At 66.5% G+C, this 20542-nt stretch carries 23 protein-coding genes; 18 read left to right on the forward strand and 5 right to left on the reverse strand.

Annotated elements, in window-relative coordinates:
• Positions 1 to 301: 301 nt before the first annotated feature.
• Complete coding sequence (locus AC5P6S_RS07870) at positions 302 to 1384, forward strand: ABC transporter ATP-binding protein (protein WP_005409073.1); 1083 nt, start codon at positions 302 to 304, stop codon at positions 1382 to 1384.
• A gap of 124 nt (positions 1385 to 1508) precedes the next feature.
• Here AC5P6S_RS07870 and ygfZ read toward each other — a convergent pair whose 3' ends face one another.
• Positions 1509 to 2384: a CAF17-like 4Fe-4S cluster assembly/insertion protein YgfZ gene (gene ygfZ / locus AC5P6S_RS07875; protein WP_043035021.1), complete on the reverse strand. Its 876-nt coding sequence runs from the start codon at positions 2382 to 2384 to the stop codon at positions 1509 to 1511.
• Positions 2385 to 2423: 39 nt separating this feature from the next.
• On the opposite strand from ygfZ, the gene AC5P6S_RS07880 reads away from it, so the two are divergent.
• The 10 genes from AC5P6S_RS07880 (at position 2424) to AC5P6S_RS07925 (ending at position 9489) form a co-directional block, all read left to right on the forward strand.
• Positions 2424 to 2594: a DUF1674 domain-containing protein gene (locus AC5P6S_RS07880; RefSeq protein ID WP_005409075.1), complete on the forward strand. Its 171-nt coding sequence runs from the start codon at positions 2424 to 2426 to the stop codon at positions 2592 to 2594.
• A 56-nt stretch (positions 2595 to 2650) separates the two neighbouring features.
• The gene (gene sdhC, locus AC5P6S_RS07885) at positions 2651 to 3043 is read left to right on the forward strand and encodes a succinate dehydrogenase, cytochrome b556 subunit (RefSeq protein ID WP_005409076.1); all 393 of its coding nucleotides are present in this window, start codon (positions 2651 to 2653) and stop codon (positions 3041 to 3043) included.
• Positions 3040 to 3426, forward strand: a complete 387-nt coding sequence (gene sdhD, locus AC5P6S_RS07890; protein ID WP_005409077.1) for a succinate dehydrogenase, hydrophobic membrane anchor protein — start codon at positions 3040 to 3042, stop codon at positions 3424 to 3426. Before sdhC ends, sdhD begins: the two co-directional genes overlap by 4 nt.
• Before the next feature lie 31 nt (positions 3427 to 3457).
• The gene (sdhA, locus tag AC5P6S_RS07895; protein WP_005409078.1) at positions 3458 to 5248 is read left to right on the forward strand and encodes a succinate dehydrogenase flavoprotein subunit; all 1791 of its coding nucleotides are present in this window, start codon (positions 3458 to 3460) and stop codon (positions 5246 to 5248) included.
• Between the two features lie 66 nt (positions 5249 to 5314).
• A complete protein-coding gene (locus tag AC5P6S_RS07900) occupies positions 5315 to 6100 on the forward strand; it encodes a succinate dehydrogenase iron-sulfur subunit (protein WP_005409079.1) in 786 nt (261 codons plus the stop codon).
• Positions 6101 to 6198: 98 nt separating this feature from the next.
• Complete coding sequence (locus AC5P6S_RS07905) at positions 6199 to 6447, forward strand: FAD assembly factor SdhE (protein ID WP_005409080.1); 249 nt, start codon at positions 6199 to 6201, stop codon at positions 6445 to 6447.
• Complete coding sequence (locus AC5P6S_RS07910) at positions 6398 to 6847, forward strand: hypothetical protein (protein ID WP_044569841.1); 450 nt, start codon at positions 6398 to 6400, stop codon at positions 6845 to 6847. Before AC5P6S_RS07905 ends, AC5P6S_RS07910 begins: the two co-directional genes overlap by 50 nt.
• A gap of 23 nt (positions 6848 to 6870) precedes the next feature.
• A complete protein-coding gene (locus AC5P6S_RS07915; RefSeq protein ID WP_005409082.1) occupies positions 6871 to 8112 on the forward strand; it encodes a lipoprotein-releasing ABC transporter permease subunit in 1242 nt (413 codons plus the stop codon).
• Positions 8105 to 8818, forward strand: a complete 714-nt coding sequence (gene lolD / locus AC5P6S_RS07920; RefSeq protein WP_005409083.1) for a lipoprotein-releasing ABC transporter ATP-binding protein LolD — start codon at positions 8105 to 8107, stop codon at positions 8816 to 8818. The genes AC5P6S_RS07915 and lolD overlap by 8 nt, the downstream gene beginning before the upstream one ends.
• 221 nt (positions 8819 to 9039) lie before the next feature.
• Positions 9040 to 9489 carry a DUF6491 family protein gene (locus AC5P6S_RS07925; RefSeq protein WP_005409084.1) on the forward strand — a complete coding sequence of 150 codons (450 nt, stop codon included), beginning with the start codon at positions 9040 to 9042 and terminating at the stop codon, positions 9487 to 9489.
• Between the two features lie 74 nt (positions 9490 to 9563).
• Here AC5P6S_RS07925 and AC5P6S_RS07930 read toward each other — a convergent pair whose 3' ends face one another.
• The 3 genes from AC5P6S_RS07930 to ftsY form a co-directional block, all read right to left on the reverse strand.
• The gene (locus AC5P6S_RS07930; RefSeq protein WP_005409085.1) at positions 9564 to 9833 is read right to left on the reverse strand and encodes an oxidative damage protection protein; all 270 of its coding nucleotides are present in this window, start codon (positions 9831 to 9833) and stop codon (positions 9564 to 9566) included.
• Positions 9834 to 9838: 5 nt separating this feature from the next.
• Entirely contained in the window at positions 9839 to 10963 is a 1125-nt protein-coding gene (mutY, locus tag AC5P6S_RS07935) for an A/G-specific adenine glycosylase (RefSeq protein ID WP_049395489.1), read from the reverse strand.
• 85 nt (positions 10964 to 11048) lie between these two features.
• Positions 11049 to 12365 (reverse strand): signal recognition particle-docking protein FtsY, encoded by a 1317-nt coding sequence (gene ftsY / locus AC5P6S_RS07940; RefSeq protein ID WP_099561638.1) that lies wholly within the window; start codon positions 12363 to 12365, stop codon positions 11049 to 11051.
• Between the two features lie 129 nt (positions 12366 to 12494).
• Between ftsY and AC5P6S_RS07945 the strand changes: the two genes are divergently transcribed.
• Complete coding sequence (locus AC5P6S_RS07945) at positions 12495 to 12794, forward strand: hypothetical protein (RefSeq protein WP_099561637.1); 300 nt, start codon at positions 12495 to 12497, stop codon at positions 12792 to 12794.
• 197 nt (positions 12795 to 12991) lie between these two features.
• Here AC5P6S_RS07945 and htpG read toward each other — a convergent pair whose 3' ends face one another.
• The gene (gene htpG, locus AC5P6S_RS07950) at positions 12992 to 14884 is read right to left on the reverse strand and encodes a molecular chaperone HtpG (protein ID WP_138969703.1); all 1893 of its coding nucleotides are present in this window, start codon (positions 14882 to 14884) and stop codon (positions 12992 to 12994) included.
• Between the two features lie 640 nt (positions 14885 to 15524).
• On the opposite strand from htpG, the gene rsmD reads away from it, so the two are divergent.
• The 6 genes from rsmD to AC5P6S_RS07980 all read left to right on the forward strand — a co-directional run bounded on the left by rsmD (position 15525) and on the right by AC5P6S_RS07980 (position 20359).
• Complete coding sequence (gene rsmD, locus AC5P6S_RS07955; protein WP_308150307.1) at positions 15525 to 16121, forward strand: 16S rRNA (guanine(966)-N(2))-methyltransferase RsmD; 597 nt, start codon at positions 15525 to 15527, stop codon at positions 16119 to 16121.
• A 26-nt stretch (positions 16122 to 16147) separates the two neighbouring features.
• Positions 16148 to 16657, forward strand: coding sequence for a pantetheine-phosphate adenylyltransferase (coaD, locus tag AC5P6S_RS07960; RefSeq protein WP_005409091.1), 510 nt, complete (start codon positions 16148 to 16150; stop codon positions 16655 to 16657).
• A gap of 60 nt (positions 16658 to 16717) precedes the next feature.
• Complete coding sequence (locus AC5P6S_RS07965; RefSeq protein WP_005409092.1) at positions 16718 to 17209, forward strand: hypothetical protein; 492 nt, start codon at positions 16718 to 16720, stop codon at positions 17207 to 17209.
• Positions 17210 to 17341: 132 nt separating this feature from the next.
• Positions 17342 to 17623 carry a YfhL family 4Fe-4S dicluster ferredoxin gene (locus AC5P6S_RS07970; RefSeq protein WP_004153175.1) on the forward strand — a complete coding sequence of 94 codons (282 nt, stop codon included), beginning with the start codon at positions 17342 to 17344 and terminating at the stop codon, positions 17621 to 17623.
• On the forward strand, positions 17620 to 19350 hold the full coding sequence (gene ggt, locus AC5P6S_RS07975; protein ID WP_049395944.1) for a gamma-glutamyltransferase: 1731 nt from the start codon (positions 17620 to 17622) through the stop codon (positions 19348 to 19350). Before AC5P6S_RS07970 ends, ggt begins: the two co-directional genes overlap by 4 nt.
• 121 nt (positions 19351 to 19471) lie before the next feature.
• Positions 19472 to 20359: an MBL fold metallo-hydrolase gene (locus AC5P6S_RS07980; protein WP_005412984.1), complete on the forward strand. Its 888-nt coding sequence runs from the start codon at positions 19472 to 19474 to the stop codon at positions 20357 to 20359.
• The last annotated feature ends 183 nt before the right edge of the window (positions 20360 to 20542 follow it).

Here is a 20542-nt window from a genome sequence, read left to right on the forward strand (position 1 = left end):
GTTCGGGGGACATCCGCGCAACTGCCTGTCCGAGGTTCGTTGGGGGCGTTCTCCGGGGCACCGGAAGACCGTTCCATTCGAAACCACTACCCCGGCGGAACCTTCGTTCAACCGCCGACGCAGATCGGTGCGCACCGATCATCGGATAGTGCCACGTGAAAACGTTTACATGGCAGAATGGGCAACTGTATTCGATTGCAGTGCTCGCCGTCATGCGGCAAGCGCGCAATCATCACTGCCATCGGGAGGGCCGAGGCAGTCCCAAAAGACAGCCCGGCTTCGGGCGGACCGGATAGGTGATATGGCAAAAGTGCAGTTGCAGGGTGTGCGCAAGGTCTATGACAACGGCCAGGTCGCGGTGAAGGACGCCACCTTCGAGGTCGCCGATGGCGAGCTGATGGTGCTGGTCGGTCCCTCCGGCTGTGGCAAGTCGACCCTGCTGCGGATGGTGGCTGGCCTGGAAGAGATCAGCGGCGGCACGCTGACCATCGGTGATCGCGTGGTCAACGATGTGGCGCCGAAGGATCGCGACATCGCGATGGTGTTCCAGAGCTACGCGCTGTACCCGCACATGACGGTGGCCGAGAACCTGGCCTTCGGCCTGAAGCTGCGCGGCCATGACAAGGCCACCATCGACAAGCGCATCGCCGAGGCGGCGCAGACGCTGGGCCTGACCGAGATGATGGACAAGCTGCCCAAGGCGATGTCCGGCGGCCAGCGCCAGCGTGTTGCGCTGGGCCGGGCGCTGGTGCGCGAGCCGGCGGTGTTCCTGCTTGACGAGCCGCTGTCCAATCTGGATGCCAAGCTGCGCCACAGCGTGCGTACCGAAATCGCGCAGCTGCACCGCAAGCTGGGCACCACCATGATCTACGTGACGCACGATCAGGTCGAGGCGATGACCCTGGGCCAGCGCATCGTGGTGCTGAAGGATGGCATCATCCAGCAGATCGATACGCCGATGGCGCTGTACGACCGTCCGGCCAATCTGTTCGTGGCCGGCTTCCTCGGCAGCCCGGCGATGAACGTGCTGCGCGGCACGCTGCAGGGCGATGCCGGCGGCGTGACCGTGGTCGACGGCGACTGGCGTGCACCGCTGGGCCAGGCCACGATCGATCCGGCGTGGCTGCAGAAGCCGATCGCGGTGGGCGTGCGTCCGGAGCACCTGCAGCCGGCCAGCGCCGATGATGCGCATGCGTTCACCGCGCGCATCGAAGGCATCGAGCCGGTCGGCAACGAGATCTTCGTGAATCTGAGCAGTGGCCAGCACGCGCTGACCATGCGCGTGGCGCCGCAGGCGCTGCCGGCGGTGGGCGAGCAGATCCGCGTGGCGATCCACCCGCAGGGCCTGCATTTCTTCAGCGCGGAAACCGGCGAGCGCCTGTAACGGGTAGTGCCGGCCGCTGGTCGGCAGCCTCAACCGTGCTTGGTTGCCGGCCAGCGGCCGGCACTACCATTTCAGGCGTGCGGACCAGCGGTCCGCACCCACCAGATGCGGTTTCCCAACAGATTCAGCGCGCCAACCCATCCAGCAACGGCACGCGCTGCGCGATGGCATCACCCACCTGCAGGTCAGCATCACCCGCCTCCAGTGGCAGCACCGCCAGTGCCAGGTCGCCGGCCACGCAGGCGATCGTGCCCAGCGCCGCGCCGTCCTGCTGCACGCCATCGCCGGCCTGCGCCGGTGCCGCGGTATGCAGCAGCTGCACCGCGCGCTTGGCCTTGCCGAGGAAGTGGGTGCGGGCGACGATTTCCTGTCCGGGATAGCAGCCCTTCTTCACGCTGTAGCCGTTCAGGCGGTCCAGGCCCAGCTGCTGCGGGGTCCACACCTCGCGCTGGCCTTCTTCCAGCCGCGGCAGCCCGTAGCGCAGGTCGGCCTGGCGCCAGGCCAGGGCGAAAGCGGCCTCATCGGTTTCGCTGCCGGCTGCAAAGGCATCGGCGGCGCCGATGCGCAGGGTGCGCGGCAGGGCATCGCTGCCCAGGTCCAGTTCCCAGCCATCACCTGCGGCCTGCGCAATCGCAGCGCCGCTGGCGGCCTCGGGCGCAGTGAATGCCCCGGCCGCCGCCAGATCATCGCGCACCAGCACCTTCACCTTGCGGCGGAACACGAAGCGCTGCAGTTGCGACGCAATCGCATCGGCATCGCCATCCGCCAGCACCAGCATCAGGTGGTCGTCGGCCAACCGCAGCAGCTGGAACACCGCCAGGGTGCGGCCCTTGGCGCTCAACCAGGCACTCCACTGCCAGTGCAGCAGGGGCAGGGCGGTGACATCGCTGCTGAACTGGGCGTGGGCAAAGACAGCCGCATCCGGGCCCTGCAGGCTCAGCAGCTGGTGGCCGGGCAGGCGCGGATATCCGACGAAAGCAGGGGGCAGGTTGTCAGGCACGTGAACGAGGTCTAAAATTTGTGCGTTGCGAGACCGAACATGATAGGCCAAACAACCCCCACTCCCGACGACGAATCTGAAGCCCCGCTGGTCCCCGCGGCACCCGTGCCCGTGGAACAGGAAAAAGCAGAAGAATTCGGCGGCCGCGGCGGACTTGATCCGGTGCGGTATGGCGATTGGGAGAAAAACGGACGCTGCATCGATTTCTGATCAGCATTGAGCCAACGCGGCCGCGTGCCGCCCAGCCGAGACAACGAGCCCAGCGAATGGCGACCAGACAACGCCCACTTTCCCCGCACCTTCAGGTGTATCGCTGGCAGATTCAGATGGCCACCTCGATCCTGCATCGAGCCACTGGCGTCTTTCTGTCTGTTGGTGCCCTCATCATCGCTGCCGGCCTGCTGGCCCTGATGATGGGGCCCGAGTCCTGGAACTGCTTCACCGGCCATGCCGGGGCCTGGTATGGCCGCGTGTTCCTGTTCGCGTGGACATGGTCGTTCGCCTATCACCTGTGCAATGGCATCCGCCATGTGGTGCAGGACTTCGCCATCGGCTTCAGCATCCCCGCCTTCATCCGCAGCAGCTGGCTGTCGGTCACCGGCAGCCTGGTGATCACCCTGCTGGTGTGGGCCTATGTGATGTTCGGAGGTGCCGCGTGAGCAAGTTCCGTACCCCGTTGAAGAACGTGCGTGGCCTCGGCTCGGCCAAGACCGGCACCGAGCACTTCGTGCATCAGCGCCTGACCGCCGCCGCGCTGGTGGTGCTGGGTATCTGGTTCCTGGTCTTCGTGCTGGGCCTGCTGGGCTCGGACTACGCGACCGCCGCCGCCGCCGTGGCCAAGCCGTGGAACGCAGTGCCGCTGATCGGCCTGCTGATCGCCATGTTCTGGCACGCGCAGCTCGGCATGCAGGTCGTGCTGGAAGACTACATCCACGAATCGCTGCTGGCCCTGGTGCTGCAGACCGCGGTGAAGTTCGTCGCCGTGCTCGGCATGATCGTCAGTGTGTTTGCGGTGGGCCGCATCGCCCTCGGCGTTGCCTGAGCCCAGGCACCAACACAGGAATCCAGATTAGATGTCCGCTTACAAGATCACCGAACACAAGTACGACATGGTCGTGGTCGGCGCCGGCGGCGCCGGCCTGCGCGCCACGTTCGGCCTGGCCGCCAAGGGCCTGCAGACCGTGTGCCTGACCAAGGTCTTCCCGACCCGTTCGCACACCGTTGCCGCCCAGGGCGGTATCTCGGCCGCACTCGCCAACATGGGCGAAGACGACTGGCGCTACCACTTCTTCGACACCATCAAGGGGTCGGACTGGCTGGGCGACCAGGACGCCATCGAATACATGTGCCGTGAGGCCATCCCGGCCATCATCGAGCTTGAACACTACGGCGTGCCGTTCTCGCGCACCGCCGAAGGCAAGATCTACCAGCGTCCGTTCGGTGGCATGACCACCAAGTACGGCGAAGGCCCGGCGGCGCAGCGTACCTGCGCGGCGGCCGACCGTACCGGCCACGCGATGCTGCACACCCTGTACCAGCAGTCGCTGAAGCACGATGCGCGCTTCATGATCGAGTACTTCGCGCTCGACCTGATCTTCGACGACGAAGGCGCCTGCCGCGGCGTGCTGGCCCTGGACATGTCCGACGGCACCCTGCACCTGTTCCGCGCCCAGGGCGTGGTACTGGCCACCGGCGGCTACGGCCGTGCCTACTTCAGCGCCACCTCGGCACACACCTGCACCGGCGACGGTGGCGGCCTGGCCATGCGTGCCGGCATCGCCATGCAGGACATGGAGTTCGTGCAGTTCCACCCGACCGGCATCTACGGCGCCGGCTGCCTGATCACCGAGGGTGTCCGCGGTGAAGGTGGCATCCTGCGCAACAGCAGCGGCGAGCGCTTCATGGAGCGCTACGCGCCGCACTACAAGGACCTGGCCTCGCGCGACGTGGTCAGCCGTTCGATGACCATCGAGATCCGCGAAGGCCGCGGCGTCGGCGAGCACAAGGACCACATCCTGCTCGACCTGACCCACCTCGGCCCGGGCGTGATCGACGACAAGCTGCCGGGCATCGCCGAAAGCGCCCGCATCTTTGCCGGCGTCGACGTGCACAAGCAGCCGATCCCGGTCATCCCGACCGTGCACTACAACATGGGCGGCATCCCGACCAACTACCACGGCGAAGTGGTGCAGAAGGTCGGCGACAACGACAATGCCGTGGTGCCGGGCCTGTACGCCATCGGTGAAGCGGCCTGCGTGTCCGTGCACGGCGCCAACCGACTGGGCTCGAACTCGCTGCTGGACCTGGTGGTGTTCGGTCGTGCGGTGGCCAACCGCTGCGCCGAGACCATCAAGCCGGGCGCATCGCACAAGCCGCTGCCGGCCGATGCCTGCGACAAGGCGCTGGGCCTGCTGGACAAACTGCGCCACGCCAACGGCGATACCCCGACCTCGGTCATCCGCGATCGCATGCAGCGCACCATGCAGGCCGACGCGGCCGTCTTCCGCACCAGCCAGACGCTGAAGGAAGGCTGCGAGAAGATGGACAAGATCTTCGACTCGTTCCAGGACGTGAAGGTCTCCGACCGTTCGCTGGTGTGGAACTCGGACCTGATCGAGACCTACGAGCTGAACAACCTGCTGCTCAACGCGGTGGCGACGATCAACTCGGCCGAACAGCGCAAGGAAAGCCGTGGTGCGCATGCGCACGAGGACTATCCGGACCGCGACGACGTCAACTGGCAGAAGCACACCCTGGTCAGCGTCGACGAGAAGGGCAAGTGCAGCTTCGACTACCGTCCGGTGCACATGTACACGTTGACCGACGACGTGTCCGTGGTTCCGCCGAAGCCGCGCGTGTACTGATCCGACCCCGCCTACCATGCAATCCGCGCCCAAGGGCGCGGGCCGCCTGAGCCAACGAGAGCAGCCATGGCCGAGTTTTCACTCCCCAAGAATTCGAAGATCACGAAGGGCAAGCACTTCCCCGTCAAGAACGGCGGCAAGAACGTGCGCACCTTCAAGATCTACCGCTGGAGTCCGGACGACGACAGCAACCCGCGCACCGATACCTATGAAGTCGATCTGGACGCCTGTGGCCCGATGGTCCTGGACGCCCTGATCAAGATCAAGAACGAGATCGACCCGACCCTGACCTTCCGCCGCTCCTGCCGCGAAGGCATCTGTGGTTCGTGCGCGATGAACATCGACGGCACCAACACCCTGGCCTGCACCCGAGCCATCTCGGACTGCGGCAAGAAGGAAGTGCCGATCTACCCGCTGCCGCACATGAACGTGGTGAAGGATCTGGTTCCGGACCTGACCCACTTCTATGCGCAGTACGCCTCGATCAAGCCGTGGATCCGCACCCAGACCCCGGCACCGCCGGACCGTGAGCGCCTGCAGTCGCCGGAAGACCGCAAGAAGCTGGACGGCCTGTACGAGTGCATCCTGTGCGCCTGCTGCTCGACCAGCTGCCCGAGCTACTGGTGGAACGGCGAGCGTTACCTGGGCCCGGCGATCCTGCTGCAGGCCTACCGCTGGATCATCGACTCGCGCGATGAGGACACCGGTGCGCGCCTGGACGATCTGGAAGATCCGTTCAAGCTGTACCGCTGCCACACCATCATGAACTGCGCCCGGACCTGCCCGAAGGGCCTGAACCCGGCGCTGGCGATCGCCGAGATCAAGAAGCTGATGATGGAACGCCGCGCCTGATCGGCTCTGGCCGTACCCGGTAGAGCCACGCCATGCGTGGCTGTGCCACCGCAGTAGAGCCACGCCTTGCGTGGCTTTGCTGTATCTGGAGAAACACGATGGAAGAAGACGTTCTGCTGAAGAAGCTGCGCTGGCGCTGCCGCCGCGGCATGCGTGAGCTGGACCAGCTGTTCGGCCGTTATCTCGACCACGAATGGAGCACTGCGCCGACCGAGGAGCGCGAGGTTTTCCTGTTCCTGCTCGACTGCGAGGACGATAAGTTGTGGCGCTGGTTCATGGGCTATGAGGCCTGCCCGCATGCGCACGCGATCCCCCTCATGCAGAAGATCCTCGCCCTCAAGCCTTGAGTGGCGCCCCTCGCGGCTGCAGGCCGCCGCCCAGCTGGCGGTGCTGCTGGCCGCACCCTGGCTGCTGCGCGCATCGGATCTGCCGCCCAGGCTGCTGACGCCGGCGGTGTTGCTGGCCTGGGGCATCGGGTTGGCCGAACTGGCCTGGCGCCAGCGCAGGCCGCGCGTGCAGGTGCTTCTGCCGGTACCGCCCGAGCTGCTGCAGGTGGCCGGGCAGGACGTCGATGCACCACAACTGGTCGTGCGTGGGCCATGGCTGTTGTTGCTCTGGCGTGAGGATCGGCGCCGCCGGCGCCTGCTGTTCTGGCCCGATGTGCTCGATTCCAGGCAGCGACGTGAACTGCGACTGGCCGTGGCCGCACGCGGCGTTTCCCGTAGGCCCCGGTCGATGGCACCATAAGCTGAATTGACCGGCGTGCCTGCATGTTCAAACCCATTCCCGTGGCCATTGGCCTGCGCTACCTGCGCGCCAAGCGCCGCAACGGCTTCATCTCCTTCATCTCGATGGCATCGATCCTGGGCATCGCGCTCGGCGTTACGGTGCTGATCACCACCCTGGCGGTGATGAGCGGTTTCCAGAAGGAAATCCGCAGCCGCCTGCTGCAGATGACCGCGCACACCACCATCAGCCGCGATGGCGAGCCGATGCCGGACTGGATGCGCGTGGTGGACGTCGCCCGCAAGGACCCGCGCGTGGCCGGTGCCGCGCCGTACATCGAGATCCAGTCGATGATCAGCGGCCCGCGCGTGCAGGGCGCAATCATTCAGGGCATCGATCCGGCGCTGGAGCCGAAGGTGTCGGTGATCGACAAGAAGGTCACCAAGGGCAGCTATGACAGCCTCAAGCCGGGCAGCTTCAACGTGCTGCTGGGCAAAGAACTGGCGGTCTGGCTGGGCGTGGACGTTGGCGACCAGGTGCTGGTGACCTTTGCAGAAGTGCAGGGCACGCCTGCTGGCGCAGTGCCGCGGATGAAACGCTTCACCGTCAGCGGCATCTTCGAGGCCGGCTACAACGAGGTCGACCGCGGCGTCGGCTTCGCCAACATGCAGGACCTGGAGCGCGTGCTGCGTTCCGATGGCGCTACCGGCGTGCGGCTGAAACTGCACGACATGGACCGCTCGCTGGAAGTGGGCGTGGACCTGGCGCAGAGCCTCGGCGGCGCGTACCGGGTAAGTGACTGGACCCAGCAGAATGCCAACCTCTACCACTCGCTGCGCATGGAGAAGGTAGTGATGGGCATCCTGCTGTCGCTGATCATCGCCATGGGCGCTTTCAACCTGGTGTCGTCGCAGGTGATGCTGGTCACCGACAAGCAGGCCGACATCGCCATCCTGCGCACCCTTGGCCTGACGCCGGGCGGGGTGATGCAGGTGTTCATGGTGCAGGGTTCGCTGATCGGCATCTTCGGCACGCTGGCCGGCCTGATCGGCGGCATCACCCTGACCCTCAACCTGGAACGCATCCTCGGCGCCATCGAGAGCGTGTTCAACGTCAAGCTGCTGCCGGAGGATGTGTACTACATCACCGGCCTGCCGACCGACATGCAGACCGGCGACGTGGTGGCGATCACCGTGGTCGCGCTGCTGATGAGCTTCCTGGCCACCCTGTATCCCGCCTGGCGGGCAGCACGCACCCAGCCGGCGGAGGCCCTGCGTTATGAATAAGGTCTTCAACCGCGGCGACGAAGTGATCCGCGCCGAAGCACTGGGCAAGACCTACGCCGAAGGGCGCATGCAGACCCCGGTGTTCGATGGCCTGGACCTGACCGTGACCGCCGGCGAGACGGTGGCGATCATCGGTGCCTCCGGCGCCGGCAAGAGCACGCTGCTGCACCTGCTGGGCGGCCTGGACATTCCAACCGCCGGCGAGGTCTACGTGACCGGGCAGCGCATGTCGGCGCTGTCGGATACCGCGCGCGGTCTGCTGCGCAACCAGGCGCTGGGCTTCGTCTACCAGTTCCATCACCTGCTGCCGGAGTTCACCGCGCTGGAAAACGTGATGATGCCGGTACTGCTGGCTGGCACTGCGGTAGCAGAAGCGAGCAGCCGGGCCACCACGCTGCTGGAAGCGGTCGGCCTCGGCCACCGCCTGGATCACAAGCCGGGCGAGCTGTCTGGTGGTGAGCGGCAGCGTGCTGCGGTGGCGCGGGCACTGGTCAATCACCCGGCCTGCGTGCTGGGTGACGAGCCGACCGGCAACCTGGATGACCGCACGGCCGCCACGGTGTTCGAGCTGATGCTGGAACTGAATCGTGCGCGTCACACCAGCCTGGTGCTGGTCACCCACGACCGCAGCCTGGCGCGCCGCCTCGACCGGGTGCTGGAGCTGCGCGAAGGGCGCTTGCACGCCCTGGCCCACGCCGACGTCTGAGGCGCCGGGGCCGCTTTTGTGGAAGCCGACCCTGGTCGGCTGCTCCTGCAGGGCAGGCGCCAGCCAAGGTTGGTGACTTCCGGAATCCGGGGCCTTGGGTCTGCTTTGGTAGAGGTCGGCCTTGGTCGACCGCCGACCAGCGCCTGAATGGGGCTGTCGGTCGTCGCGCCGCCGTTGCCGGCCCGGGCGCATGATGGCGACAGTTCCCCGAGGAGATCGCCATGAAGACCCCGTTCCTGGTGGCCGGACTCTGCCTGGCGCTGGCCGCGTGTGCGACCACTGGCCGGCTCAGCAGCGCCGAGAAGCTTGACCTGTACCGTGCCCACGCCGGCGCGCCGCAGAACGACATGCAGTTCTTCGGCACCCTCAATGGCTGGACCGAGCTGGGTGACAGCGCGCTTGCGGTATGGACGCGTCCCAGCGAGGCCTACCTGCTGGAGTTGAGGGGGCCCTGCCAGGACCTGCCATATGCCACCGCCATCGGCCTGACCAGCCAGATGAATCGTGTTTCGGCGCGTTTCGACAAGGTGCTGGTGCGCGACCCTACCGGCGGCCCGCGCCTGCCGTGTTTCATCGACAGCATCCGCAAGCTGGATGTGAAGGCACTACGCGCTTCCGAGCAGGAGCTGCGCCAGGCGCAGGTGCAGGAGCGCGAGGAAAACACGAAATAGCGCGGTCGTGCCGGCCGCTGGCCGGCATCGCGCAGATGCCAGGTTGCCGGCCAGCGCCCGGCACTACCTGTGCGTCAGGCTTCCGGAGTGAAGCCGGCCGGCTTTTGCGCGTCCTTCTCGAACAGGAACTTGACCAGTTCGCCTTCAAGGAACGCGCGATGTTCCGGCGTACGCGGCGACAGGCGGTTCTCGTTGATCAGCATGGTCTGGTGCGCCAGCCACGCAGCCCAGGCCTGCTTGCCGATGTTGTTGAAGATGCGCTGGCCCAGCTCGCCGGGGTAGGGCACGAAGTCCAGGCCCTCGGCATCGCGTTGTTCGTACTGGCAGAAGACGGTTCGGGGCATGGCACTCACTCGTGGTTGCGGGGTTTCTTGGAAGTTCGTTTTGGCGTCTTGATCGTCGCGCCGTCGAGCAGTTTGCGGATCGGCGCGGGCAGGCCCAGCGCGCGCAGTTCATCGTAGGCGACCCAGCGCAACGTGGGTTCTTCCACGCGCAGGCCGTTCACCTGGCGCGACAGTACCTGCAGGTGCAGCCTGTAGTGACTGAAGGTGTGCTGCAGCACTGGCAACTCCTCGGCGTCTTCCAGCGAACCTTCAACATGCGCATCGAACCAGTCCTGCAGGTCGCTGCCGGCCTCGGCCTGCGGCAGCGTCCACAGTTGCGCCCAGATGCCGGTGTCCGGCCGCTTCTGCAGCAGCACGCGCTGCTGGGGGTCGCGCAGCAGCAGGGCCACTGCTTCTCGTTCGGGCAGGGTCTTGCTGGGCTTGGGCGTCGGCAGTTCGGCAGTGCGGCCTTCGCGGCGCGCCACGCACGCGTCCTGCAGTGGGCAGATCACGCAGGCGGGTCTGGCGCGGCTGCACACGGTCGCGCCCAGGTCCATCTGCGCCTGGGTGTAATCGGCCATGCGCCCGGTCGGCACCTGCGCCACGTGCGCCTCGGCGATCGCCCACAACTGCTTCTCGATGGCCGGAAGGCCCGGGAAGCCGTCGATGCCGTGGTAGCGGCTGAGCACCCGCTTGACGTTGCCATCGAGGATCGCGAACGGGTCGTTCCAGGCCTGGCTGAGGATCGCACCGGCGGTGCTGCGGCCGATGCCGGGCAGGGCATGCAGCGCGTCGAAGTCACGTGGCAGGTCGCCGTCGTGCAGTTCCACGCAGCGCTTGGCTGCCGCGTGCAGGTTGCGTGCGCGGGCGTAGTAGCCGAGCCCGGCCCACTGCGCCATCACCGCGTCATTGCCGGCGGCGGCGAGGTCGGGCAGGGTCGGGAAGTGCTGCAGGAACCGCTGGAAGTACGGGATGACCGTACTCACCTGGGTCTGCTGCAGCATGATTTCCGACAACCAGACCCGATAGGGGCTGCGCGGATGCTGCCAGGGCAGGTCGTGGCGGCCGTGGTCGTCGAACCAATGCAGCAGGTGGGCGACGAAGTCGTCGGTCTGCGTGGTTCCGGCGCTGGCGTGCGGCTGGCGGGGCATCGGTATTCCGGAGGTGGGCAGCCACCCATGGGGGGGGCTCTACCGGGCTGCAGTAGAGCCACGCCATGCGTGGCTGCACGGTCTATCAGGCACCCAGCGCTTCGGGCAGCAGGGCGTCAACGAAGGCTTCCGGATCGAATACGCGCAGGTCTTCCGGGCGCTCGCCGATGCCGGCGAAACGGATCGGAATGCCGAACTCGCGGGCCAGCGCGAACACCACGCCGCCCTTGGCAGTGCCGTCCAGCTTGGTCACCACCAGGCCGGTCACGTTCACCGCGGCATTGAACTGGCGCAGCTGCGACAGCGCGTTCTGGCCGGTGGTGCCGTCGATCACCATCAGTACTTCGTGCGGTGCAGTGGCGTCGATCTTGCCGAGCACGCGGCGGATCTTGCCCAGCTCGTTCATCAGGCCGGACTGGGTGTGCAGGCGGCCGGCGGTATCGGCGATCAACACCGAGGTGCCACGGGCCTTGCCGGCCTGCAGCGCATCGAATGCCACCGAAGCGGCATCGGCGTTCTGCCCTTGGGCGACCACGGCCACGCCGTTGCGCTCGCCCCAGGCCTGCAGCTGTGCGACGGCGGCGGCGCGGAAGGTGTCGCCGGCGGCAAGCATCAGGCTGTGGCCTTCATCCTTGAAACGCTTGGCCAGCTTGCCGATGGTGGTGGTCTTGCCAACGCCGTTGACGCCGACGGTCAGCACCACGAAGGGCTTGGCATTGCGGTCGATCACCAGCGGCTTGGCCACCGGCTGCAGGATCGCGATCAGCTCGGCGCGCAGCGCGGCCAGCAGCGCATTTGCATCTGCGAACTCGCGCGACTTCATGCGCTTGCGCAGCCCCTCGACCAGATCGGTGGTGGCACCCACGCCGACGTCGGCGGTGATCAGGGCGGTTTCCAGCTCGTCCAGCAGGTCGTCGTCGAGTTTTGGGTTGCGCGAGAACAGGCCACCGAAGCTGCGCGCGATGACGCTGTTGCGCAGGCGTTCGCGCCAGCCGGGCTTGCCGGCAGGAGCCGGAGCAGCGTCGACCGAGGCGGCAGCAGGCAGGTCGTCGGTGACCGGTGCCGGGGTGGGCTCGGGCAGCGGTGCGGGTGCCGGTTCGATGGCCGGGGTCGCGATGGGGGCGACGTCAATCTGCGCCGTCGGCGCAGGAGCTGCCGGAACCGGTGCGGCTGGGGCCGGAATCACCGGGGTGGGCTCGGCAGCGACCGGAACGGCGGTTGCCGGGGGCGGCTCGACCGGTGCAGGCTCGGCCGGTACGGCTACCGGTGCCGGCTCCTTGTCCTCGACCGGCGCGGCCGACGGAAACGCCGCCGCCAGCTCTTCAGCCGAGTAGTGCTGGGTCTTGGGTGCCTCCGTTGCGGGGGCATCCTGGGGCTTCTTGCGGCGGAAAAAACTGAGCATTGGCAAAAGGCGCTGAAATCAGAGGGATATGCTACCACTCAGGCCTGTCGGGCCGATGTGGACTCAAGGTCGCGGCCGGCCGGCCGTTAACCGGTCCGGAGGGCTGCGCAGGGCGGTCCGGAGACCGCCATGAACAACGGAATGGGAATCGCCCTCGGCGGGATGCGTGCGGCCCAGCAGGGCGTGCAGGTGGCCGCGCACAACGTGGCCAACCTGGCGACTCCCGATGCCCAGCGCTTGCAGTTGCAGCGCAGTACGGTGGAGCAGGGCGGGGTGCAGGCCGCGGTGACTCCTACCGGCACCGATGTCAGTGCGCCACTGGGTGATCTGCTGGCAGCGAAAGCCGAGGTGGTGGCTTTCGCTTCCAACGCCGCGGTGATCCGACGCCAGGACCAGATGCTGGGCTCGCTGCTGGATCGCGAGGCCTGAGCCTCCCGGCCTTGGTGGGTGTCAACCTTGGTTGACACGCTCGACCCGCCTGGTAGGTGCCAATCCTGGTTGGCACTCACCACCCGCCCCGGTAGGTGCCAACCTTGGTTGGCACGCTTTTTGGGCGCCAACCAAGGTTGGCTTCTACCAGAGCATCGCCGGGTAAGCCGGGCCATGCCCGGCCACCACCTTGTCGATCAGGCCGACAGCTCCAGCAGCAGCTTGTTCAGGCGCGCCACATAGGCGCCCGGATCCTTCAGGCTGTCGCCGGCGGCCAATGCAGCCTGGTCGAACAGCACCCGGCCCAGATCGTCGAAACGCGCGCCATCGGCTTCAGCATCCAGCTTGGCGATCAGCGGATGGCCCGGGTTGATCTCCAGCACCGGCTTGCTGTCCGGCACCTTCTGCCCGCTGGCTTCCAGAATCTGGCGCATCTGCAGGCCCAGGTCCTGTTCGCCGATGGCCAGCACCGCCGGCGAATCGGTCAGGCGGTGCGAGACGCGCACGTCGGCCACGTCATCGCCCAGCACCGTCTTCAGTCGCTCGACCAGGCCCTGCTTGTCCTTGGCCGCTGCTTCCTGTTGCTGCTTGTCCGCTTCGGTTTCCAGCGCGCCCAGGTCGAGGTCGCCGCGGGCGATGTCGACGAAGCCCTTGCCGTCGAAATCGGTCAGGTAGCCCATCAGCCACTCGTCTATGCGGTCGGTCAGCAGCAGCACTTCCACGCCCTTCTTGCGGAACACTTCCAGGTGCGGGCTGTTGCGCACCTGGCTGTAGCTCTCGCCGGTCAGGTAGTAGATCTTGTCCTGGCCTTCGGCCATGCGGCCGAGGTAGTCAGCCAGCGACACGTTCTGCGCATCGCCGTCGCCACGGGTAGAGGCGAAGCGCAGCAGGCCGGCCACCTTCTCGCGGTTGTTGTAGTCCTCGGCCGGGCCTTCCTTCAGCACCTGGCCGAATTCTTTCCAGAACGTGGCGTACTGCTCCGGCTTCTCTGTGGCCAGCTTTTCCAGCATGTCCAGCGAGCGCTTGGTCAGTGCGGCCTTCATCGAATCGATGACCGGGCCGGACTGCAGGATCTCGCGCGAGACGTTCAGCGACAGGTCGTTGGAATCGACCACGCCCTTGATGAAGCGCAGGTACAGCGGCAGGAACTGCTCGGCCTGGTCCATCACGAACACGCGCTGCACGTACAGCTTCAGGCCCTTGGGCGCATCGCGGTGATACAGGTCGAACGGCGCGCGGCCGGGCACGTACAGCAGCGAGGTGTATTCCAGCTTGCCTTCGACCTTGTTGTGGCTCCATGCCAGCGGATCGCTGTGGTCGTGTGCCACGTGCTTGTAGAACTCGGTGTACTCGGCGTCGCTGATCTCGGTGCGCGGGCGGGTCCACAGCGCGCTGGCGCGATTGACGGTTTCCCATTCGACCGCGGCGCCTTCTTCGCCACCTTCCTTCGGCATCTGGATCGGCAGGCCGATATGGTCCGAATACTTCTTGAGGATGCCGCGCAGGCGCCAGCCATCGGCGAAGTCGTGCTCGCCGTCCTTCAGGTGCAGCACGATGCGGGTGCCGCGCTCGGCCTTGTCGATGGTGGCCACTTCGAAATCGCCTTCGCCGCGCGAGGTCCAGCGCACGCCTTCGCCTGCAGCCAGGCCGGCGCGGCGCGAGGTCACTTCCACTTGGTCTGCAACGATGAAGGCACTGTAGAAGCCGACGCCGAACTGGCCGATAAGCTGCGAATCCTTTTTCTGGTCGCCGGACAGCTGGCGCAGGAAATCGCCGGTGCCGGACTTGGCGATCGTGCCGAGGTGGGCAATGGCCTCGGCGCGGCTCATGCCGATGCCGTTGTCTTCGATGGTGATGGTGTGGGCGGCGGAGTCGAAGCTGACGCGCACGCGCAGCTCGCTGTCACCTTCAAGCAGGGCCGGCTGGGTCAGGGCTTCGAAGCGCAGCTTGTCGGCAGCGTCAGCGGCGTTGGAGACCAGCTCGCGCAGGAAGATCTCCTTGTTGGAGTACAGCGAGTGGATCATCAGCTGCAGCAGCTGCTTGACTTCGGTCTGGAAGCCAAGGGTTTCGGTCTGGGTGGTCTCGGTCATCGATAGGGCTCCATGTGCAATGCCGCGCCAGCGCGTGCGGCCTCGCCAAGGGGTATGGCTGATTGTCCCGAAATCAAGGGGTTGGTCGGCAGGGCTTGCAGCCCTGCACCTGCAGAGGCCGAAGCAACAGCAACAGCAACAGCAACAGCAACAGCGGGCTATCCGTGGGATGGCGGGGCGGTGTGGGTTGGCAGGACCGTTGGCGCCATGGATGGCGCCATCGAGCCCCCAGGGACGGGTTTACGGCGTGTCCTGCCAACCCACACCGCCCCGCCTCTGACAGGTTCACGCGGCTGTTGGCAGGTGTCGACCTTGGTCGACACATCTGTCAGATATCGATACATCAAATGGGGTCAGATCCGTTTTCCGCAGGAAAACGGATCTGACCCCAAGAGACCTTCCGGCAGATCGCAGGAAACTGTCGAAGGCGGGGTGGGGCAGGTTGTGGGGGTGTCCGCGGCATGGATGCCGCGGCCAAGCCCCCATGGACGGGTTTACGGCGTCCCCCACAACCTGGCCCACCCCGCCTACCCACAGGGAACCAGCTTTTGCCGTTGCTCTGGCTGTTGCTTCGGTCTCTGCGGGTTCCGGGCGCCGCCCGGACGACTACAATCCCGCTCATGCTGAATTTCTTGAATACATCCCGCCGGGGGCGCCTGTGAGCGGCCGTGGGAGCAATGACGGCCAGGTCCGCATCATCGGCGGTCGCTGGCGCAATACCCGCCTGCCGGTGCCGACCCTGCCGGGGCTGCGGCCCAGCAGTGACCGCGTGCGCGAGACCCTTTTCAACTGGTTGATGCCCAGACTGGGCGGCGCGCGGGTGCTGGACCTGTTCGCCGGCAGTGGCGCGCTGGGCCTGGAGGCGGTCTCGCGCGGTGCCGCCCACGCCACCCTGGTCGAGCGCGACGCGCAGCTGGGACGCAATCTGACCGCGGCCGTGGCCAAGCTCCAGGCCGCCGACCAGATCACCGTGGTGCAGGCCGATGCCCTGCGCTGGCTGCAGGGCGCGCCCGCGCAGCAGGCCGATCTGGTCTTCATCGACCCGCCGTTCGCCGATGGCCTGTGGCAGGACGTGCTGGCGCAGCTGCCGCGGCACTTGGCCGCCGATGCCTGGCTGTACCTGGAATCGCCGGCCGGCCACGTGCCGGTGCTGCCGCCGGACTGGCTGCTGCACCGCGAGGGCGGCACCCGCGAGGTGCGCTTTGCCCTGTACCGCCGCGCCACTGCTACACTTTGACCTCATCTGAACATCTGCATCCGCCCATGACCGTGGCCAACCGCCGCATTGCCGTCTATCCCGGCACGTTCGACCCGATCACCAACGGTCATATCGACCTGGTCAGCCGGGCCGCGCCGCTGTTTGAAAAGGTCGTGGTGGGCGTGGCGCAGAGCCCGTCCAAGGGCCCGGCGCTACCGCTGGAGCAGCGCGTGCAGCTGGCGCGTGGCGCACTCGGCCACCATGGCAACGTCGAGGTCATCGGCTTCGACACCCTGCTGGCCCATTTCGTCCGTTCGGTCCAGGGTGGGGTGCTGCTGCGCGGCCTGCGCGCGGTGTCCGACTTCGAGTACGAGTTCCAGATGGCCAGCATGAACCGCCACCTGATCCCCGAGGTCGAGACCCTGTTCCTGACCCCGGCCGAGCAGCACAGCTTCATTTCGTCCTCGCTGGTCCGCGAGATCGCGCGCCTGGGCGGCGACGTGTCCGGCTTCGTGCCGGCCGCGGTGCTCGAAGCCCTGCGCAAGGTCCGCGAAGCGAAGGCGGCACAGTCGTAAGCCCCGCTGTACCCGCACCCCATTACGTACAACACCACGCACCATTCCGGGAGGAAACCCATGAACACCACCATGCGCGCGATGCTGATCGCTTCGTTGGCCCTGGCCTTCACCGCCTGCAAGAAGGAAGAGGCCGCTCCGGTCGACGAGGCCAAGCAGGCTCTGGTCGCCCCGGCCAAGGATGATGATGCAGGCTGGAAGAAGTACCTGCAGGAAGTGGCCATCCAGAACATGGGCAATATCACCAACAGCCCGTTCCTGTACTACCTCTCGCCGGAATCGGACCCGGACTTCCAGGCCAAGTACGAGCGCCAGACCGAGAGCGCGACCCAGGCCGTGGCCCGTGGCGTGCAGCCGGGCAACATGCTGGCCTTCGGTTCGTCGGCCTCGGGCAAGATGGCTGACATGATCCAGGCCGTGTTCAAGGACGTGTCGCCGGATTCGATGAAGGGCGTGCGTGTCGTCTTCATCGGCCAGTCGGCCGACAACGCCCGCGTGCAGGCTGCCATCCAGCCGACCGGTGCCGAGTACATTTTCGTCGAAGCCAAGTAATACCGAGCCATGGCGGCCATGCTCCGGCATGGCCCGGGCGGCGTCCTGCAAGGGCGCCGCCGATGACCTGACCGGCCCGCGCGCCCGCGCTGGCCGGTCCTTTGTCCCAGGGCGCGGGCGAGGAGTATCGCCGTGTCGCTGAAAATCAACGAGCTCTGCGTCAACTGCGACGTATGCGAGCCGGCCTGCCCGAACCAGGCCATTGCGATGGGTGAAACCATCTACGTGATCGACCCTGCGCGCTGCACCGAATGCGTGGGTCATTTCGACGAGCCACAGTGCGTGGTCGTCTGCCCGGTCGAGTGCATCGATCCGGACCCGGAGATCGTGGAAACGGAAGACCAGCTGCTGGCCAAGCTGCGCCAGCTGCAGCACGATCACCCCGAACTCTATGCGGAGCCCCCATCCGAATGAAGACGCTGATCGTCCGCCCCCTGTTGCTGCTCGGCCTGCTGCTGAGCCCGATTGCCTGGGCCGACAGCCCGGCCCGTGCCGAGCGCCCCGACGGCGCGGCCATTGCCAGCGGCCACGCGCTGGCCACCCAGGCCGGCATCGACATCCTGGCGCAGGGCGGCAACGCCTTCGACGCCGCGGTGGCGGTATCGTCCACGCTGGCGGTGGTCGAGCCGATCAGTTCCGGGCTGGGTGGCGGTGGCTTCTTCCTGCTGCACGACGCGGCCACCGGCAAGGACGTGATGCTGGACGCGCGCGAGACCGCGCCGGCCGCGGCAACGCCGCAGGCCTTCCTCGACAAGCAGGGCAACCTCGACCGTGACCGCTCGGTCAACGGTGCGTGGTCGGCCGGTATTCCGGGCCTGCCTGCGGCGCTGGTCGAGCTGTCGGCCAGGCACGGCAAGCTGCCGCTGTCTGCATCGCTGCAGCCGGCGATCCGCATCGCGCGCGAAGGCTTCCCGGTCTACGACCGCATGGCCAAGGGCTATGCCTCTCGCCGTGAGGTGATGGAGCGCTATCCCGGCACCCGTGAGGTCTACCTGCGCAACGGCAAGCCGATCACCAGCGGTGACCTGTTCAAGCAGCCGGAGCTGGCACAGACGCTGGAGCGCTTGGCCGCAGGTGGCTTCGATGGCTTCTACAAGGGCCAGACCGGAAAGCTGTTGCTGGCCGGCGTGAAGCAGGCCGGCGGCCAGTGGACCGCTGAAGAGCTGGCCGGCTATCGCGTGAAGCAGCGCGAACCGATCGTGTTCAACTACAACGGCTGGAAGATCACCACCGCTCCGCCGCCGTCGTCCGGTGGCATCGCGCTGGCCAGCATGCTGCAGATCCTGGAAGGCTGGGACATCAACAAGATGGACCCGGCGCACCGCACCCACCTGGTGGTGGAGTCGATGCGCCGTGCCTACCGCGACCGCACCTTCTTCCTCGGCGATCCGGACTTCGTGCAGATCCCGCAGAAAGTGCTGACCAGCAAGGACTACGCACAGGGCCTGCGGGCGACCATCCATCCGGAGAAGGCCACGCCCAGCGACCTGCTGTCGGGCAACCCGACGCCGCTGGAAGACGACGAGACCACGCACTTCTCGATCATCGACCGTGACGGCAACCGGGTCGGCGCGACCCAGACCGTCAACCTGCTGTACGGCTCGGGGCTGATTCCGAAGGGCACCGGCGTGCTGCTGAACAACGAGATGGACGACTTCGCGCTGAAGCCGGGCACGCCCAACGCGTTCGGCGTGATGGGCTACGAGGCCAATGCGCCGAAGGCGGGCAAGCGCATGCTCAGCTCGATGACCCCGACCTTCATGGAGAACGCCGACAAGGTGGTGGTGCTGGGCACCCCGGGTGGCAGCCGCATCATCACCATGGTGCTGCTGGGCATCCTCGGCTACGACGCCGGCCTGGACGCGCAGCAGGTTGCCGCGCTGCCGCGCTATCACCACCAGTGGCTGCCGGACCTGATCGAAGCCGAGGACGATGCATTCGACGCGGCCACGGTGAAGCAGCTGCAGGCGATGGGTCACAAGATCGACCTGCCGGGCAATGTGGCCGCCGGGGGCCGCGGGTCCAGCCACGTGTGGGGCAACCTGCAGACCGTGGAATGGGACCGGAAGGCCAACAAGCTGTTTGGCGGCAGCGACCCGCGCAACCCGGTGGGCAGCGCCCTGGTCGTGCCGGCACGCTGATCCGGTCGTGCCGGCCGCTGGCCGCCAATCTGGCTGTTTACCGAAAACCCCGCCCTTGACGGCGGGGTTTTCTGTTTCCTTTCTAGCGATTATTTAACGAGCCGGCGCCGATAATCGACACATGAAACTCTGGTCTATTCGTGGAAACTCGCAGCGCCTCGACGGCGGCGCGATGTTCGGCAACGCGCCGCGCGCGTTGTGGGAAAAATGGGCGGCACCGGACGAGCTCAATCGCATCGAGCTGGCCTGCCGTGCGCTGCTTGCCAGCCCGCTGGAAGGCAAGACCGTGCTGTTTGAAACCGGTATCGGGGCGTTCTTCGATCCGCGCATGCGTGAGCGCTATGGCGTGCAGGAAAGCCAGCACGTACTGATCGATTCGTTGCGCGAAGCAGGTTTCGAGCACGAGGACATTGATGTCGTCGTGCTCAGCCACCTGCATTTCGATCATGCCGGTGGCCTGCTGGCGGCATGGAGCGAAGGGCGTGAGCCGGAACTGCTGTTCCCCAATGCGACTTATGTGGTCGGTGCGCAGCATTGGCAGCGCGCCATGCAGCCGCATCCGCGCGACCGTGCCAGCTTCATTCCGGAGCTGCCTGGCCTGCTGCAGGCCAGCGGTCGCCTGGAAGTAGTGGACGGCGAGTATTCGAAGGTTCTGGGTCGCAGCGTTCGCTTCAGCTACAGCGATGGCCACACGCCGGGGTTGATGCTGGCCGAGATCGTCGGCCACGCGCACGCCGGCGAAGATGCGCACGGCGGGGTGGTGTTCTGTGCCGACCTGATCCCGGGGCGCTCATGGGTACACGTGCCGATCACCATGGGCTACGACCGCAATGCCGAGCTCCTGATCGACGAGAAGCGGCAGTTCCTTGAGGACAAGCTGGCGCGCAACGTGCATCTGTTTTTCACCCACGACCCGCAGGTGGCGCTGGCGCAGCTGGGTCGCGATGACAAGGGGCGTTTCGTGACCCTGCACGAGCAGGGTGAATTGAAGGCGCGCGCGCTGGGGTGACGGGTGTTCGGCAGGGCTGTTCCCTGCACCTGCAGAAGCCGAAGCAAGATCAAGAACGGCATTCCGTGGGATGGCGGGGCGGTGTGGATGGTCAGGACACGCCGTAAACCCATCCATGGGGGCTCGATGGCGTCATCCACGGCGCCTGCCCACCCACACCGCCCCCACCTCTGACAGGTGGCC

The sequence above is a fragment of the Stenotrophomonas sp. YJH_SMC_119 genome (genome assembly GCF_059368315.1).